This window comes from Pseudomonas sp. Pseusp15 (genome assembly GCF_059492165.1).
Map to the genome: position 1 here is coordinate 1314020 of NZ_CP168523.1, position 15173 is coordinate 1329192.

Consider the following 15173-nt stretch of genomic DNA (forward strand, 5'->3'; position numbering starts at 1 on the left):
CAGGTTGAATGACTGGGCATCTATTCATCGGGGGTGGGAAATCCCAATCGAAACACCGTCAACGTCCCAGGCGAGCTTTTAACCTGTGCCACCCCCTGATGCAGGCTCATGATCGAGCGCACGATGGCCAGGCCCAGTCCGGTGCTGCCTTGTGAGCGGGAGCGGCTGCTGTCGACCCGGTAAAAGCGGTCGAACAGGTGCGGCAGATGCTGCGCTTCGATGCCCGCGCCGGGGTTGCTGACTTCCAGTGCAACCTGTGTCGCCTCTTGCTCAATGTGCAGCGAAACCGTTTGCCCGGCCGGACAGTGGCGCAGGGCGTTGGACAGCAGGTTCGAGATCGCCCGTTGAATCATCAGCCGGTCGCCCAGCACGCGCGCGCTGCCGGTCACGCTCAGGCTGATGCGCTTGTCTTGCGCCGACAAGGAAAACAGGTCGGCCACTTTTTCGACTTCTTCTTCCAGGGCGACCGACTCGAAAGATGTGAGCGCTACGGGGTTACTGGCCTGCGCCAGAAACAGCATGTCCGAGACAATCCGCGCAACACGCTCCAGCTCTTCGGTGCAGGACACCAAGACGTTTTTGTACGCCTCGGCCGTGCGTTCCCGGGACAGCGTCACCTGTGCCTTGCCCATCAGATTGTTGATCGGCGTGCGCAGTTCATGGGCCAGGTCATCGGAGAACTGCGACAGCTGCTGCACACCATTGTCGAGGCGATCCAGCATGACGTTGATCCCCTGGGCCAGTTCACTGAGTTCCTGGGGCATGTCGAGCACCGACAGCCGATGGCCGAGGTCTTGCGTCGAGACCATCGCCGCCACTTTGCGAAACTCGCGCAACGGCATCAGCCCCCGCTGTACGGCGGCCCAGGCACTGAGGCCGATGAAGATCAGCAGCAATGGCAAAGCAATCAGCGTCGAGCGCAGGTAGGCGCTGAGCAACGCCTGATTGTGGGCATCGTCCATCGACAGCAGCACCGGGACGCGGGTGCCGTCCTTGATGCGGACCAACCGAGAAGCGGTCAGGTAGCGCTTGCCTTGATCGTCGGTGCCGTCGGAGAACGCCAGTGGTTCGTCGGCGGCCAGCACTGCCTTGCGTTCAAGGCGCGGGTCGGCCATGCCGGAGCCGGATTTCAACAGTGGCGTGCGCAAGTTACTGCGGTCATAAATCGTCAGGGTGAGGTTGTCATGGCCCATGACCTGATCGAGCAGAATGTGCGGCGCCGAACGAATTTCTGCGGGATCGGCGTACAGCGACAGGCTGTGTTCCACCTGTTCCATCTTCTGGGCCAGGCTGTCCCTGGATAACGCGTTCAGTTCATGGGTCAGGGCGAAATAAGCCAGGATCGCCAGAAACACTACCAGCAGCGCCCCGAGAATACTCACCGTCAGGCCGAGGCGCATCGACAGGCTGGCCGGCTTCATTCCCGCGCCTCCAGCACGTAGCCGACGCCGCGCAGGGTGTGGATCAGTTTGCTGTCGAACGGGTCGTCGATCTTCGCCCGCAAACGCCGGATCGACACTTCGACCACGTTGGTGTCGCAGTCGAAGTTCATGTCCCACACCAGCGAAATGATCTGGGTGCGGGTCAGTACTTCCCCGGACTGGCGCATCAGCAGATGCAGCAGGGCGAACTCCTTGGTGGTCAGGTCGATGCGCTGCTCGCCGCGAAAGGCGCGGTGACGGCCCGGATCAAGCTCCAGGTCGGCGACTTTGAGCACCTGCGGCACCGGGATGTTTTCGCTGCGGCGCATCAGCGTGCGCACCCGCGCCAGCAATTCCGGAAACTCGAATGGCTTGACCAGATAATCGTCGGCACCCAGATCCAGACCACGAATCTTGTCGGCCAGACGCCCGCGGGCGGTGAGCATCATCACCCGGGTGGAGTGGGTGCGACGCAATTGCTCCAGCACGCCCCAGCCATCGAGTTCCGGCAGGTTCACATCCAGGATCACCAGGTCATATGCCTGCTGTTGCGCCAGATGCAGTCCATCGGCGCCAGTGGCCGCGTGGTCAACGATATAACCACTTTCCGTCAGTCCCTGATGCAAGTATTCGGCAGCTTTAAGCTCGTCCTCGACGACAAGGATTCGCATGATCTATCACCACTTTTATTTAATGGATATTTAATTAAGGTGGCCAGGAAAGTTGTTGTTTTTGTAGGGGCTTCCGGACGGATTTGAATAACGACTAGAGGTTGTGAGTGCTGGTTTCCTACAGCGGTTTCCCTGTGTGATGGCGTGCAAGGTAAAGGCTGTAGTGGCTACAGGGTCAACTGAAATGCTGGGTCTTGAGCCATTAATAGGGTCGTCTGCGACAGCCTTTCGCAGCAGGCAAGCCCGAATGCCCATGCGCCACATTCAGGCAAGTGCTGTTTGGCAGATAACTACCGTGTATTTGTTTCCATGTATTGCTATGTCGCCTTTCGCACTTCGCATCCTAGATCAAAACAACTTCCATAAACCGTGGATGACGGATTTGTAATGTTCCAGTCACCTTGCCGATAAGTTCAAAACCCTACCGTGGCGGCATCAAAGATTCTTGAATAAAGGAAGTCTTCCATTGCCCGGTTTAAAAGAACGGATGGCGCGATCACGCCTGAAAAAAACAGCGAGGACAGTGACGGCCAGCGTTGTGTGGCTGGCCGGCACGGGGCTTGTGCATGCATCGACCCTGACCCTCGATCAAGCCCTGCAAACGGCATTCGCCGGTAACCCGGATCTGGCGGCTGCGCAGTGGGAAATCGGCATCGCCGAGGGTGAGCGCAAACAGGCCGGTCTGATCCCCAACCCCGAAGTGTCGTGGGAGGCCGAAGACACCCGGCGCGATTCGCGAACCACCACGCTGATGCTCAGCCAACCGATCGAACTGGGCGGCAAACGTGGCGCACGGATCGACGTCGCCAGCCGCGCGCAGGACGCCGCCGGGATCGAGTGGGAGCGCAAGCGCAATGCCTTGCGCGCCGATGTGATTCAGGCGTTCAACAGCGCCCGGACCGCGCAACAACGCTTGCAGTTGTCCCGCCAGTCGCTGCAACTGGCCGAACACGGTTTGCGCGTCGCCCAAGGACGCATCGAGGCCGGCAAATCATCGCCAGTCGAAGGCACCCGGGCGCACGTGCAACTCTCCGAAATGCGCCTGGAACTGAGCCGCGCCGAGCGTGATCAGGCCAACGCCTATCAGCAATTGGCGCAGGTCATGGGCGCACCGTTGCCAGCCTCGACCACCGTGCAAGCGGCCACGCAAAGCGTGCCCACCGTGCCACCGGCGAGCCGATTGCTGGAGCGCCTGAACGAGACCGCCGAACTGCGTCTGGCCAAATTGCAGATCGATCAGCGCGAAGCCTCATTGGGTCTGGAAAAGTCGCAACGCATTCCCGACCTGACCGTGAGCATTGGCAGTCAATACAGCGAAACCGAGCGCGAGCGGGTCAACGTGGTCGGGCTGTCGCTGCCGATTCCGCTGTTCAACCGCAATCAGGGCAACGTGCTGGCGGCAGCCCGGCGCAGCGATCAGGCGCGGGACCTGCGCAACGCCACCGAGCTGCGTTTGCGCACGGAAATCCAGACCGCCCTTGAGCAATGGCAGACCGCCAACGGCGAAGTCGAAGCGTTCAACCAGACCATCCTGCCCGCCGCGCAAAGTGCGGTCGACAGCGCCACACGCGGCTTCGAAATGGGCAAGTTCGGCTTCCTCGATGTGCTCGACGCCCAGCGCACCCTGATCGCCGCCCGCAGCCAATACATCCAGGCCGTCAGCGAGGCGACGGACGCGCGAGTACGCATCGAACGCATCTTCGGCGACCTCACCGTCAGCCCTTGAATTTCATCTTTCAAATCACTGCGCGATGGCATGGCGCAGAGGAGTTTCCATGGAAAAAAAACTGATCGTGGTGGCTGCGGCGACGTTGGCGCTGGGCATTGGTATTGGCTCGATGTGGCCGGGCAATGCGTCCATCGACGCGCACGCCGATGAAGCGGCGGAGCACGCCGGTCACGCTGAAGAAGGCGCAGCAGCCGACGGTGAACATATAGAAGAAGGGCACCTGGAGCTGAGCACCGAGCAGATCGCTGCGGCGGGCATTCAACTGGCCGAAGCGCGGGCGCAGAACATCAGCCTCGGCTTGCCGTTCCCCGGCGAAGTGCGCTTTGACGAAGACCGTACCGCGCACGTGGTGCCGCGCGTCCCTGGCGTGGTCGAGTCGGTGTCGGTCAATCTCGGGCAGTCGGTGAAGAAGGGCCAGTTGCTGGCGGTGATCGCCAGTCAGCAGATCTCTGATCAGCGCAGCGAACAGGCTGCCGCGCAGCGGCGCCTGACCTTGGCGCGCACCACCTACGAACGCGAGAAAAAACTGTGGCAGGACAAGATCTCCGCCGAGCAGGATTTCCTTCAGGCACGCCAGGCATTGGAAGAAGCCGAAATTGCCCTGACCAATGCCCGGCAAAAAATCAGCGTGCTCAGCGGCAGCGTGGTCGCCACCGGCGGCAATCGCTATGAACTGCGCGCGCCGTTCGACGGTGTGGTGGTGGAAAAACACCTGACGCCGGGGGAGGTGGTCGATGAGACCTCGGCGGCTTTTACCCTCTCCGACCTGTCGCGGGTGTGGGTGACGTTCGGCGTTTCGCCCAAGGATCTGACCAAGGTACAAGTGGGCAAACCGGTCACCGTCAGCGCCCCGGAACTCAATGCTGAAATCGCCGGCACCGTGGCCTACGTCGGCAGTTTGCTCGGTGAACAGACCCGCACTGCAACGGTCCGCGTGACCCTGGAAAATCCGCAAGGCTCGTGGCGTCCCGGCCTGTTTGTCACCGCGCTGGTGGCGACCGACAGTCGCCAAGCCAGGGTAGCCGTACCTGAAAGCGCGATCCAGACCGTCGAGGACAAGCCCACGGTGTTCGTGCGCACCGACGACGGCTTCAAGGCGCAACCGGTGGAGCTGGGCAGTCGCGCGGCCGGTCTGGTGGAAGTCACCCAAGGGCTGGAACCGGGCGTGCAAGTCGCCAGTGCCGGCAGCTTCGTCCTCAAATCGGAGTTGGGCAAAGCCTCAGCCGAGCATTCTCATTGAAGGCTCCCACTGATCCGTCAACCTCGACCGGAAGGTTCTCATGTTCGAACGCCTGATCCAGTTTGCCATCGAGCAGCGCATCATCGTGCTGCTCGCTGTTCTCCTCATGGCCGGCCTTGGCATCGCCAGTTACCAAAAACTGCCGATCGACGCCGTGCCCGACATCACCAACGTCCAGGTGCAAATCAACACCGGCGCGGCCGGGTTCTCGCCACTGGAAACCGAGCAGCGCATCACCTTCCCGATTGAAACCGCCATGGCCGGTTTGCCGGCGCTGGAACAGACCCGTTCGCTGTCGCGTTCGGGGCTGTCGCAGGTCACGGTGATCTTCAAGGACGGCACCGATCTGTTCTTCGCCCGGCAATTGGTCAACGAGCGTTTGCAGATCGCCAGGGAGCAATTGCCCGAGGGCGCGGAAGCGCTGATGGGGCCGATTTCCACCGGGCTCGGGGAGATTTTCCTGTGGACGGTGGAGGCGCAGGACGGTGCGCTGAAGGACGACGGCACCGCCTACACGCCAACCGATTTGCGGGTGATTCAGGACTGGATCATCAAGCCGCAATTGCGCAACGTGCCCGGTGTGGCCGAGATCAACACCATCGGCGGATTCGCCAAGGAATACCAGATCGCCCCCGACCCGAAGCGGCTGGCGGCTTACAAATTGACCCTCACCGATCTGGTCACGGCGCTGGAGCGCAACAACGCCAACGTCGGTGCCGGTTACATCGAGCGCAGCGGCGAGCAGCTGCTGATTCGCGCGCCTGGGCAAGTGGCGAGCACTGACGACATCGCCAATATCGTGATGGCCAATGTCGACGGGACGCCGATCCGGATCAAGAACGTCGCGACGGTAGACATCGGCCGCGAACTGCGTACCGGTGCCGCCACCGAAAACGGTCGCGAAGTGGTGCTGGGCACGGTGTTCATGCTGATCGGCGAAAACAGCCGGACGGTCTCCCAGGCAGTGGCGACCAGGCTTGAGCAGATCAACCGTTCCCTGCCCAAAGGGGTGATCGCGGTTCCGGTGTATGACCGCACGCACCTGGTGGACAAGGCCATCGCCACGGTGAAGAAGAACCTGGTGGAAGGGGCGATTCTGGTCATCGCGATTCTGTTCCTGTTCCTGGGCAACATCCGCGCGGCGTTGATCACCGCGATGGTCATTCCGCTGTCGATGCTGTTCACCTTCACCGGCATGTTCACCAACAAAGTCAGTGCCAACCTGATGAGCCTCGGCGCCCTCGACTTCGGCATCATCGTCGACGGCGCGGTGGTGATCGTCGAAAACACCCTGCGACGGCTGGCCCATGCGCAGCAGCATCACGGGCGTTTGCTGAGCCGTTCCGAGCGTTTCCACGAAGTATTCGCGGCGGCCAAAGAAGCGCGGCGGCCGCTGATTTTCGGCCAGTTGATCATCATGGTCGTGTACCTGCCGATCTTCGCCCTGAGCGGTGTCGAAGGAAAAATGTTCCACCCGATGGCCTTTACGGTGGTCATCGCGCTGTTGGGCGCCATGCTGTTGTCGGTGACCTTTGTGCCGGCGGCCATCGCGTTGTTTGTCACCGGCAAGGTCAAGGAAGAAGAGGGCGTGGTCATGCGCGGCGCGCGTCGCGTTTATGCGCCGGCGCTGGCGTGGGTGATGTCCCATCGCGCCATGGCGGTGGGTTCGGCGCTGGCTGTGATTGTGCTCAGCGGCGTGCTTACCAGCCGCATGGGCAGCGAGTTTGTGCCGAGCCTCAGTGAGGGCGATTTTGCCTTGCAAGCCTTGCGCGTGCCGGGCACCAGCCTCACGCAATCGGTGGATATGCAGCAGCGTCTGGAGACCTTGATTCTCAACAAGGTGCCCGAAGTCGAGCGTGTGTTCGCCCGTACCGGTACCGCCGAAATCGCCTCCGACCCGATGCCGCCGAACATCTCCGACAGCTACGTGATGCTCAAGCCGAAGGCGCAGTGGCCGGATCCGGGCAAGTCCCGCGAAACGCTGATGGCCGAACTGCAACAAGCCGCCGCGACGCTGCCGGGCAGCAACTATGAACTGTCGCAGCCGATCCAGTTGCGCTTCAACGAACTGATCTCCGGCGTGCGCAGCGATGTGGCGGTCAAGGTGTTCGGGGATGACATGGACGTGCTCAACGCCACGGCGGCGAAGGTCGCCGCCGCCATGCAGAAGGTCAACGGCGCGTCCGAGGTCAAGGTCGAGCAAACCACCGGCCTGCCGGTGCTGACCATCAACATCGACCGCGACAAGGCGGCGCGTTATGGGCTCAACGTCGGCGACGTGCAAGACACCATTGCGGTGGTAGTCGGCGGGCGTCAGGCCGGGACATTGTATGAAGGCGATCGGCGTTTCGACATGGTGGTGCGCCTGTCCGATGCCATGCGCAAGGACATCGAAGGTTTGTCGGCACTGTTGATTCCGGTGCCGGCGCCCCTGAATGGCGCGGCTGATCAGATTGGCTTCATCGCCCTCAAGGACGTCGCCAGCCTTGATCTGGTGCTCGGGCCGAATCAGGTCAGCCGCGAAAACGGCAAGCGGCTGGTGATCGTCAGCGCCAACGTGCGTGGGCGCGATATTGGCTCCTTCGTTAAAGAGGCCGGTGAGGTGATTGAGCGCGATGTGCAGGTTCCGGCGGGTTACTGGACCGGCTGGGGCGGGCAGTTCGAGCAGTTGCAGTCGGCGGCCAAACGCTTGCAGATCGTGGTGCCGGTGGCCTTGCTGTTGGTGTTCGGGCTGCTGTTCATGATGTTCAACAACCTCAAGGATGGCTTGCTGGTGTTCACCGGGATTCCGTTTGCGTTGACCGGGGGCGTCATGGCCTTGTGGGTGCGGGATATTCCGCTGTCGATCTCGGCGGGCGTTGGTTTCATTGCGCTATCGGGGGTGGCGGTGCTCAACGGTCTGGTGATGATCGCGTTTATCCGCAATTTGCGGGAGGAGGGGCGTTCGCTCGCTGATGCAATCAATGAGGGTGCGCTCACGCGTCTGCGCCCGGTGTTGATGACGGCGCTGGTGGCGTCCCTGGGCTTCATTCCCATGGCTTTGGCGACCGGCACGGGTGCGGAGGTGCAGCGACCGTTGGCGACGGTGGTGATCGGCGGGATTCTGTCTTCGACCATCCTGACGCTGCTGATTTTGCCGGCGCTGTATCAGCTCGCGCACCGAGGTGAAGAGGAGAGGAGTCCCACCTCATAAGCCAATGTTTCAGGCATACCACTATCTGTGGCGAGGGAGCTTGCTCCCGCTGGACTGCGTAGCAGGCCCCTTCTTTTTTTGGTGAAGGAGGGGCCGCTTCGCGACCCAGCGGGAGCAAGCTCCCTCGCCACAGGTGCCTTTCAGGTTACATAACGGATATGTAATTTGCGCGCCACCGTCACGAAAGGTTCGGATTGTTACCTTGATCCCGTTAGTTAATTAAACGAGGAATCAAGCATGAAATTTGTACAACTGAGTGCGTTCGCAGCGGCGTTGGTGATGTCTTCTGTTGTTTTGGCTGAAGGTGGCGGCGACAGAGTCTTTGAGAAAATGATGGCGGCCAATGACCGTTCGGTGGAGGCGTTTGTCGCCAAGGAACAGGCGCGTAACCCCGTCGTGTTGAATGAAAAAAAGGACGACAAGACCAAAGACTTGTAAGCGTGCCGCACCTGAACTGGCCCGTCATCGATTGCCGATGCCGGGCTTTTTTTGAGCCTGGATTTGAAGGTACTGGGTATGAAAGTTTTTAAGTGGGTGGCGTTCGCCGGGGCGCTGGCGATGTCGTTGAATGCGCTGGCAGAAGGCGGCGGTGACCGGACGTTTGAGAGGGCGTTCAGTGCCAACGCCAAAGCCATGGAGCAGTACGCGGCCAACCAGGGTAAACCTGCGCCGGTGGTGAAAGACTACGAATACGGGATGAAACTGGATGTGGTCAAAGTGGTGAGCGTTGTGCGACCGCAAGTTGCCTGCTCCGTGGTGCCGACTGCCATGACCTATGAAGATTCAAAGGGCCAACTCAATACCATCAAATACACCGTGGCAGGCGATTGCCGCCGACAGGGCGGGTGAGGGCACAGAGGGCCTCCAACCTACGTTGAGTATTTCAATTCGGGATGTTTAACAGATATGGCGAAGGTAGGGAGGCTTCCCACAATGTTTTCAGGTTGTCCGTCGGACGTCCGCTCTCTAGCCTGTGTTTGTCGCTGCCAATTCAGTGATCGGAATTGGAACCCCGCGGCTCCACTGAAAGCAAAAGCGCCTTTCATGACGTGCGCACCTTGATGTGTGCACTCCGTTATGGCGGCTGTGCGCGGGAGACTTCGAGTCTGTCGGGTTTTGCTCAGTGGCCCGGGTTCCAACCTGCGTACAGCTGCCTCCTTTTCGCGTGGAACCGAATGGGTCAGCTCTAACCATCACGCTGAATGCCGAAATCATGAAAAAGCCAACACCAAACCCTCCCGAAACAGAAGCCGACCCTGTAGGCGTCGCCGAAGGCTGCTTCTGCAGTGCTCAATTCACGGGCATAAAAAAGGCGCCCCGAAGGACGCCAAAGGATTCACCTCTTACCAAAGGAGCAAGGAGCTTCTAAAGGTGAATTTGCATAAACCGTGAAGTCAGAGAATCGCCAGCGGATACTCGACAATCACCCGCACTTCATCCAGATCCGACTCAAACGCCGTGGCGCGGGTGGTGGCCTGGCGCAGACGCAGAGACATGTCTTTCAACGAGCCGCTCTGCACCACGTATTTGACTTCGATGTCGCGCTCCCAGCGCTTCTGGTCAGTCAGTGGGTTGCCGTCGGCATCGCGGCGCATGTACACGGCGTTGGCGTTGGAGTAATCGGCGTCGGTGCCGCGGGCGTAACGAGTCATGAACGACAAACCCGACACGCCATAGCTGCTCATGTCGAGGTCGTAACGCACCATCCACGAACGTTCCTTGGGCGAGTTGAAGTCGCTGTACTGGATGGAGTTGTCGAGGAAGATCGAGTCGGACTGGCGCAGGTAATCGAAGTCGTCGTTGCCGTTGTTGCGCTGGTGCGACAAGGCAACGGAGTGGGCGCCGAGTTTCACCCCGACACGGCCGCTCCAGATGTTGTTGTCGAACTCGCCGAGCAGTTGTTTGCCTTCGTCGACCGCCTTGTAATAGTTCAAGCCACCGAACAGCGACAGGTCATCCGACAGCGGATAAGTCCATGCGGTGCCGGCGTAATACTGATTCCAGGCATCCTTGAGGCGACTGGAATACAGGCTGAAACTGAGGTTTTTGTTCAGTGCATAGTCGCCACCGAGATAGCCGACCCACGGCGAATTGACTGGACCGGCGTAGAAGGTCGCGAAGTTTTCGCGCATGTCGCTGGACACCGGCTGGCTCATCGCATGCAGGCGACCGCCCTGTACCGACAGACCTTCGATGCTGGTGTTGGTGGCCGTGACACCCCGGAAGCTTTCCGGCAACAGTCGGGAGTCACCCGCCGCAACCACCGGGTTGGCGGGGAACACATCGCCGACCTTCACCACCGTATCGAAGGCGCGCACTTTGGCGGCGCCACCGACCTTGGTGTATTCATCCCGCGCCTGACCATCGCTGTCGACCGGCAACACGTCGAAAGAACTACGGCCACCGTTGCGCCCGTCACCGGTATCGAGTTTCAAGCCGATCATCGCAAACGCGTCGACCCCGAATCCAACGGTGCCTTGGGTAAAGCCGGATTCGAACTTGCTGATGACCGCGTGAGCCCAGGCCTCGGAATAGCCATTGCCGGTGGGACTCGACTGGCCGTCACGGTGATCACGATTGAAGTATAAGTTGCGGTTGAGCACCGTCAGGCTGCTGCCCTCGATAAACCCCTCGGGTTTTTCTTCCGCCAACACCATGGACGGCCCGGAGCCGACAACCACCGCTAAAGCGGCTATCGACATTTTTGTATTGTTAACCATCAATCACTCCTTGGGTTCGGCAGAACGGGAACGTGCTTCGGCGTGGGTTTTATTGTTCGGCGGGCAAGGGCCCGCCGGCATGGTCGCCGGGTGACATCGTTGCAAGCTGCGGATAACGCCAAGGTGATGGGGGAATTACAATTTCGTCATGTGGGTGTGGTGTTGCCCGATCAGACCAAAACAGCCAGATCCGTGTACCGGACAACCAATGGATCGGCGGTGAGGAGTTTCATGGGTTCTGTCATGGCCGTTGCAACAATGAGACGGTCAAACGGGTCACGATGGTGATGTTCGAGGTCCTTCACGGCAATGGCGTGTTCTGAGGTCACAGGCAGCTCGATGAACCCGCTGTCGAGGCAGCACTGGCGGATTTCTTCCAAGTCAACGTTCAGCTTTCCCAGTCCAACCTTGATCGCCATCTCCCAGAATGTCGCTGCGCTGATGTAAATGTCGGCAGCGCTCTCAATGAGCTTTCTGGCTTTGCTGGATAGCCTGGGGTCATCGCTGAGCGTCCAGAGCAAAATATTTGTGTCGAGCAGAAGCCTCATTCTTGAGTGCCTTCAAAAGCATCGAGCATGTCGTCAGGCAGTGAGGCATCAAAGTCTTCGGGGAGCACCAGTTTGCCTTTCATCGCTCCGATACGCTGGCCGCGGGGTTTTCCCACCGGAACCAGACGCGCAAGGGCTCGACCATGTTTGGCAATCGTGATGATCTGCCCGGCGGCTGCGTCATCGACGAGTTTGGACAGATTGTTTTTTGCTTCGGCCAACGGAACGACGATCATGGTTTCTCTCCCATATTCTGGACAAATATAGCCAGAATATTGGGAGGCGGTAAAGATGCGCGATTCTTCAAGTGGGACGGGCGGCGATTTGGAGCGTTTCACTCGATGGGTCAGCAGCGTGACATTGCCTTGACGCTCAGCGGCCAAGGCGTCGAGGCCGTCTACCAGTTCGGAAAAGATCTCACGGTTCATTGTTCTTCCTCGCGTTGATTTATCGATCCAGCCAGTCATTCAAGATAGAGCCAAGTGCGCAGTGCTGGATGTAGGACGAAACGGACATTCCTGCGCGAGGTTTCGGGGATTGCAGAAGGAGGGGAGGGCAGCGGTAACAAATCCCACAAACGCAAAAACGGCACCCGAAGGTGCCGTTTCTGTTTTCTACCGAGTATCGCTTAAGCGATCAACCCGCCAACCCCGACTGTTGAACCAGGTTCAGCAGCGGTTGTGGGTACAGGCCGAGGAAGAACGCCAGTACGGCGATCGCCAGCAGCATCACGCCGCCTGCACGTTGTTCCCAGTGCAGTTGCGCATCGTGGCGACGCAGGTTCGGTTCCATCAGGTACAGGGTGACCATCACACGCAGGTAGTAGAAGACGCCGATGGCGCTGCCCAGTACCAGGGAGCCGACCAGCCACCATTGGTGCGATTCGACGCCGGTGGCGATGATGTAGAACTTGCCGATGAAGCCCGCGGTCAGCGGGATACCGGCCAGGGACAGCATCATTACGGTCAGGACGGCGGTCAGGTACGGACGGCGCCAGAACAGGCCGCGGTATTCGTACAGGGCGTCCGCGTCACGGCCGCTGTATGGCGAGGACATCAGGGTGATCACACCGAACGCGCCGAGGCTGGTGATCACGTAGGTGACCAGGTACACGCCGATGGCTTCCACGGCCAGGCCCTTGCTCGCCACCAGGGCGATCAGCAGGTAACCGAAGTGTGCGATGGACGAGTAACCCAGCAGACGCTTGAGGTTGCTCTGGGTCAGTGCCAGCAGGTTACCGAACAGGATCGACGCGATGGCGATGACGGTCAGCACGTTGCTCAGAACGCCACTGCTCGCCGCTGGCGAGATCTGGAACAGACGCACCATCACCGCGAACACAGCCACTTTGGAGGCCGTGGCCAGGAACGCTGCCACCGGTGCCGGAGCCCCTTCGTAAACGTCCGGGGTCCAGAGGTGGAACGGTACCAGCGACAGTTTGAACGCCAGGCCGATCAGCATCATGCCCAGGCCCAGTTGCGCGATCGGGCTAGGCAGGCCGGTGGCCGCCAGGGCCTGACCGATGCCGTTGAAGCTCAGGCTGCCGGCTTCGGCGTAGAGCAGGGCCATGCCGAACAACAGGAACGCGGAACCGGCGGCCGACAGCACCATGTACTTGATGCCGGCTTCCAGCGAACGCTTGTTGAAGAAGGCGTAAGCCACCAGACCGTAGACCGGTACCGAGAGCAGTTCCAGACCGACGAACAAACCGGCCAGGTGCTGCGCGCTGACCAACACCAGGCCACCGGCGGCGGACATCAGGATCAGCAGGTAAAGTTCTTCACGGTTGCCCGGGTAGCCCGTACCGCCATCGCCCAGGTAGGCGTGGGCGAGGGTCACACAGGCGAGGGTGGCGACCAGGATCAGCGCCATGTACAGGCAGGCGAAGGTGTCGATCTGCAGCAACGGGGTCACGGCCAATGGCGCGACTTTCAGGGCTGGCAGGATCGACAGTAAGGCCAGGTTAAGACCTGCCACCGACAGCAGGAAGGTTTGCGAGTGGTTGCGGCGCCACGCGATAGCCAGCATCACCACGATGATCGTGGCGCTGGTGATCAACAACGGCGCAAGCGCGATAAAGTGTTGAGTCGTGAATTCCATAGCGCTCTTACCGGGCCGAAGCGAGTTGAGTGAAGGCGGAGCCGAGCCACTGCTGCACGCCATGCATCGTCGCGGCAGAGGTATCGAGGAACGGTTGCGGGTACACGCCGATGTAAAGCAGCAGTGCCGCAAGCCCAACCACCATGATCAGTTCGCGACCGTCCATGCCATGCAGCACCGCGTCGGATTTCGACGGGCCGAAGTAGGCACGGTGGATCATGATCAGCGAGTAGACCGAACCGAATACCAGGCCGGACGTGGCGATCACGGTGACCCATGGCGCGCTGGCGAAGGTGCCGATCAGGATCAGGAACTCACCGACGAAGTTACCGGTCGCCGGCAGGCCCAGCGACGCCGCTGCGAAGAACAGGCTGAGGGCTGGCAGGTAGGCAATCTTCGACCACAGGCCACCCATCTCACGCATATCGCGGGTGTGGGTGCGCTCGTACAGCTGACCGGAGAGGATAAAGAGTGCCGCGGCCGACAGACCGTGAGCCAGCATCTGCATGACCGCGCCCTGCAGTGCCAGTTGGCTGCCGGAGTAGATGCCGATCAACACGAAGCCCATGTGGGAAACGGACGAGAAGGCAATCAGACGCTTGATGTCGGTTTGCGCAAAGGCCAGGAACGCACCGTAGAAGATCCCGATCAGACCCAGGGTCATGGCGAACGGCGCGAACTCGGCCGAGGCATTCGGGAACAGCGGCAGGGCGAAACGCAGCAGGCCGTACGCAGCAGTCTTCAGCAAGATACCGGCCAGGTCCACGGAGCCCGCGGTCGGTGCCTGGGCGTGAGCGTCAGGCAACCAGGAGTGGAACGGTACGACGGGCAGCTTGACCGCGAAGGCGATGAAGAAGCCGAGCATCAGGATGTACTCGGTGGTCTGCGACATCTTGGTTTTCAACAGATCGGCGTAGTTGAAGGTAATCACGCCGGTGTCGTTGAAGTTGACCAGTACCAGGCCCAGGATCGCCACCAACATGATCAGGCCGGAAGCCTGAGTGAAGATGAAGAACTTGGTCGCCGCGTAGATCCGGGTTTTCTTGCCGTCCGAAGAACTGTGACCCCAGAGCGCGATGAGGAAGTACATCGGCACCAGCATCATTTCCCAGAAGAAGAAGAACATGAACAGGTCGAGGGCGAGGAACACGCCAACGACACCGCCCAGGATCCACATCAGGTTCAGGTGGAAGAAGCCCACGTGACGCTGAATCTCTTTCCAGGAGCAGAGTACCGAGAGGACACCCAGCAGGCCGGTCAGCAGGATCATCAACAGCGACAGGCCGTCGAGGGCCAGGTGCACGTTGATGCCGAAGCGCTGGATCCAGACGTGTTTGAACTCAAGCGCCCAGGTCGGATCGGCGCCAGGTTTTGGTGCAAATGAATAGTCACCGTTGGCCCACAGCCAGAGGCCGAGGGAGAGCAGCAGGGACATGGTGATCAGCGCAATCCAGCGGGGGAGGGTGGCGCCGAAGCGCTCACCCATCCAGCACAGCAGGCCGCCGATGAAGGGGATCAGGATTAGCCATGGCAGAATCATGACGGGCTCGT

At 60.4% G+C, this 15173-nt stretch carries 12 protein-coding genes; 5 read left to right on the forward strand and 7 right to left on the reverse strand.

Annotation, left to right across the window (positions count from 1 at the left end; genetic code table 11):
- Nucleotides 1-20: 20 nt before the first annotated feature.
- Nucleotides 21-1421 (reverse strand): heavy metal sensor histidine kinase, encoded by a 1401-nt coding sequence (locus tag ACEN8R_RS05995; RefSeq protein ID WP_495624637.1) that lies wholly within the window; start codon nucleotides 1419-1421, stop codon nucleotides 21-23.
- Complete coding sequence (locus tag ACEN8R_RS06000; RefSeq protein ID WP_007940896.1) at nucleotides 1418-2092, reverse strand: heavy metal response regulator transcription factor; 675 nt, start codon at nucleotides 2090-2092, stop codon at nucleotides 1418-1420. Before ACEN8R_RS06000 ends, ACEN8R_RS05995 begins: the two co-directional genes overlap by 4 nt.
- A 466-nt stretch (nucleotides 2093-2558) precedes the next feature.
- Between ACEN8R_RS06000 and ACEN8R_RS06005 the strand changes: the two genes are divergently transcribed.
- From ACEN8R_RS06005 to ACEN8R_RS06025, 5 genes are all read left to right on the forward strand, one after another.
- Nucleotides 2559-3818, forward strand: a complete 1260-nt coding sequence (locus tag ACEN8R_RS06005) for a TolC family protein (protein ID WP_495624638.1) — start codon at nucleotides 2559-2561, stop codon at nucleotides 3816-3818.
- A gap of 49 nt (nucleotides 3819-3867) precedes the next feature.
- Entirely contained in the window at nucleotides 3868-5061 is a 1194-nt protein-coding gene (locus ACEN8R_RS06010) for an efflux RND transporter periplasmic adaptor subunit (RefSeq protein WP_495624639.1), read from the forward strand.
- A gap of 40 nt (nucleotides 5062-5101) precedes the next feature.
- Entirely contained in the window at nucleotides 5102-8254 is a 3153-nt protein-coding gene (locus ACEN8R_RS06015) for an efflux RND transporter permease subunit (RefSeq protein WP_495624640.1), read from the forward strand.
- 237 nt (nucleotides 8255-8491) lie between these two features.
- The gene (locus ACEN8R_RS06020) at nucleotides 8492-8692 is read left to right on the forward strand and encodes a co-regulatory protein PtrA N-terminal domain-containing protein (RefSeq protein ID WP_018925500.1); all 201 of its coding nucleotides are present in this window, start codon (nucleotides 8492-8494) and stop codon (nucleotides 8690-8692) included.
- Between the two features lie 78 nt (nucleotides 8693-8770).
- On the forward strand, nucleotides 8771-9103 hold the full coding sequence (locus tag ACEN8R_RS06025; RefSeq protein ID WP_018925501.1) for a DUF2790 domain-containing protein: 333 nt from the start codon (nucleotides 8771-8773) through the stop codon (nucleotides 9101-9103).
- A gap of 545 nt (nucleotides 9104-9648) precedes the next feature.
- On the opposite strand, the gene ACEN8R_RS06030 is transcribed toward ACEN8R_RS06025, so the two are convergent.
- The 5 genes from ACEN8R_RS06030 to nuoM form a co-directional block, all read right to left on the reverse strand.
- Nucleotides 9649-10974, reverse strand: coding sequence for an OprD family porin (locus tag ACEN8R_RS06030; RefSeq protein WP_018925502.1), 1326 nt, complete (start codon nucleotides 10972-10974; stop codon nucleotides 9649-9651).
- A 170-nt stretch (nucleotides 10975-11144) separates the two neighbouring features.
- Entirely contained in the window at nucleotides 11145-11522 is a 378-nt protein-coding gene (locus ACEN8R_RS06035) for a type II toxin-antitoxin system VapC family toxin (RefSeq protein ID WP_018925503.1), read from the reverse strand.
- Complete coding sequence (locus ACEN8R_RS06040; RefSeq protein ID WP_018925504.1) at nucleotides 11519-11950, reverse strand: type II toxin-antitoxin system Phd/YefM family antitoxin; 432 nt, start codon at nucleotides 11948-11950, stop codon at nucleotides 11519-11521. Before ACEN8R_RS06040 ends, ACEN8R_RS06035 begins: the two co-directional genes overlap by 4 nt.
- A gap of 208 nt (nucleotides 11951-12158) precedes the next feature.
- Nucleotides 12159-13622 carry an NADH-quinone oxidoreductase subunit NuoN gene (gene nuoN, locus ACEN8R_RS06045; RefSeq protein WP_018925505.1) on the reverse strand — a complete coding sequence of 488 codons (1464 nt, stop codon included), beginning with the start codon at nucleotides 13620-13622 and terminating at the stop codon, nucleotides 12159-12161.
- 7 nt (nucleotides 13623-13629) lie between these two features.
- On the reverse strand, nucleotides 13630-15162 hold the full coding sequence (gene nuoM / locus ACEN8R_RS06050; RefSeq protein ID WP_018925506.1) for an NADH-quinone oxidoreductase subunit M: 1533 nt from the start codon (nucleotides 15160-15162) through the stop codon (nucleotides 13630-13632).
- Nucleotides 15163-15173: the final 11 nt, after the last annotated feature.

Bases quoted from the DNA above. Each gene is read 5' to 3' on its own strand.
- ACEN8R_RS05995 (WP_495624637.1), bottom strand. From the start codon at position 1,421: ATGAAGCCGGCCAGCCTGTCGATGCGCCTCGGCCTGACGGTGAGTATT.
- ACEN8R_RS06000 (WP_007940896.1), bottom strand. From the start codon at position 2,092: ATGCGAATCCTTGTCGTCGAGGACGAGCTTAAAGCTGCCGAATACTTG.
- ACEN8R_RS06010 (WP_495624639.1), top strand. From the start codon at position 3,868: ATGGAAAAAAAACTGATCGTGGTGGCTGCGGCGACGTTGGCGCTGGGC.
- ACEN8R_RS06015 (WP_495624640.1), top strand. From the start codon at position 5,102: ATGTTCGAACGCCTGATCCAGTTTGCCATCGAGCAGCGCATCATCGTG.
- ACEN8R_RS06020 (WP_018925500.1), top strand. From the start codon at position 8,492: ATGAAATTTGTACAACTGAGTGCGTTCGCAGCGGCGTTGGTGATGTCT.
- ACEN8R_RS06025 (WP_018925501.1), top strand. From the start codon at position 8,771: ATGAAAGTTTTTAAGTGGGTGGCGTTCGCCGGGGCGCTGGCGATGTCG.
- ACEN8R_RS06030 (WP_018925502.1), bottom strand. From the start codon at position 10,974: ATGGTTAACAATACAAAAATGTCGATAGCCGCTTTAGCGGTGGTTGTC.
- ACEN8R_RS06035 (WP_018925503.1), bottom strand. From the start codon at position 11,522: ATGAGGCTTCTGCTCGACACAAATATTTTGCTCTGGACGCTCAGCGAT.
- ACEN8R_RS06040 (WP_018925504.1), bottom strand. From the start codon at position 11,950: ATGAACCGTGAGATCTTTTCCGAACTGGTAGACGGCCTCGACGCCTTG.
- nuoN (WP_018925505.1), bottom strand. From the start codon at position 13,622: ATGGAATTCACGACTCAACACTTTATCGCGCTTGCGCCGTTGTTGATC.
- nuoM (WP_018925506.1), bottom strand. From the start codon at position 15,162: ATGATTCTGCCATGGCTAATCCTGATCCCCTTCATCGGCGGCCTGCTG.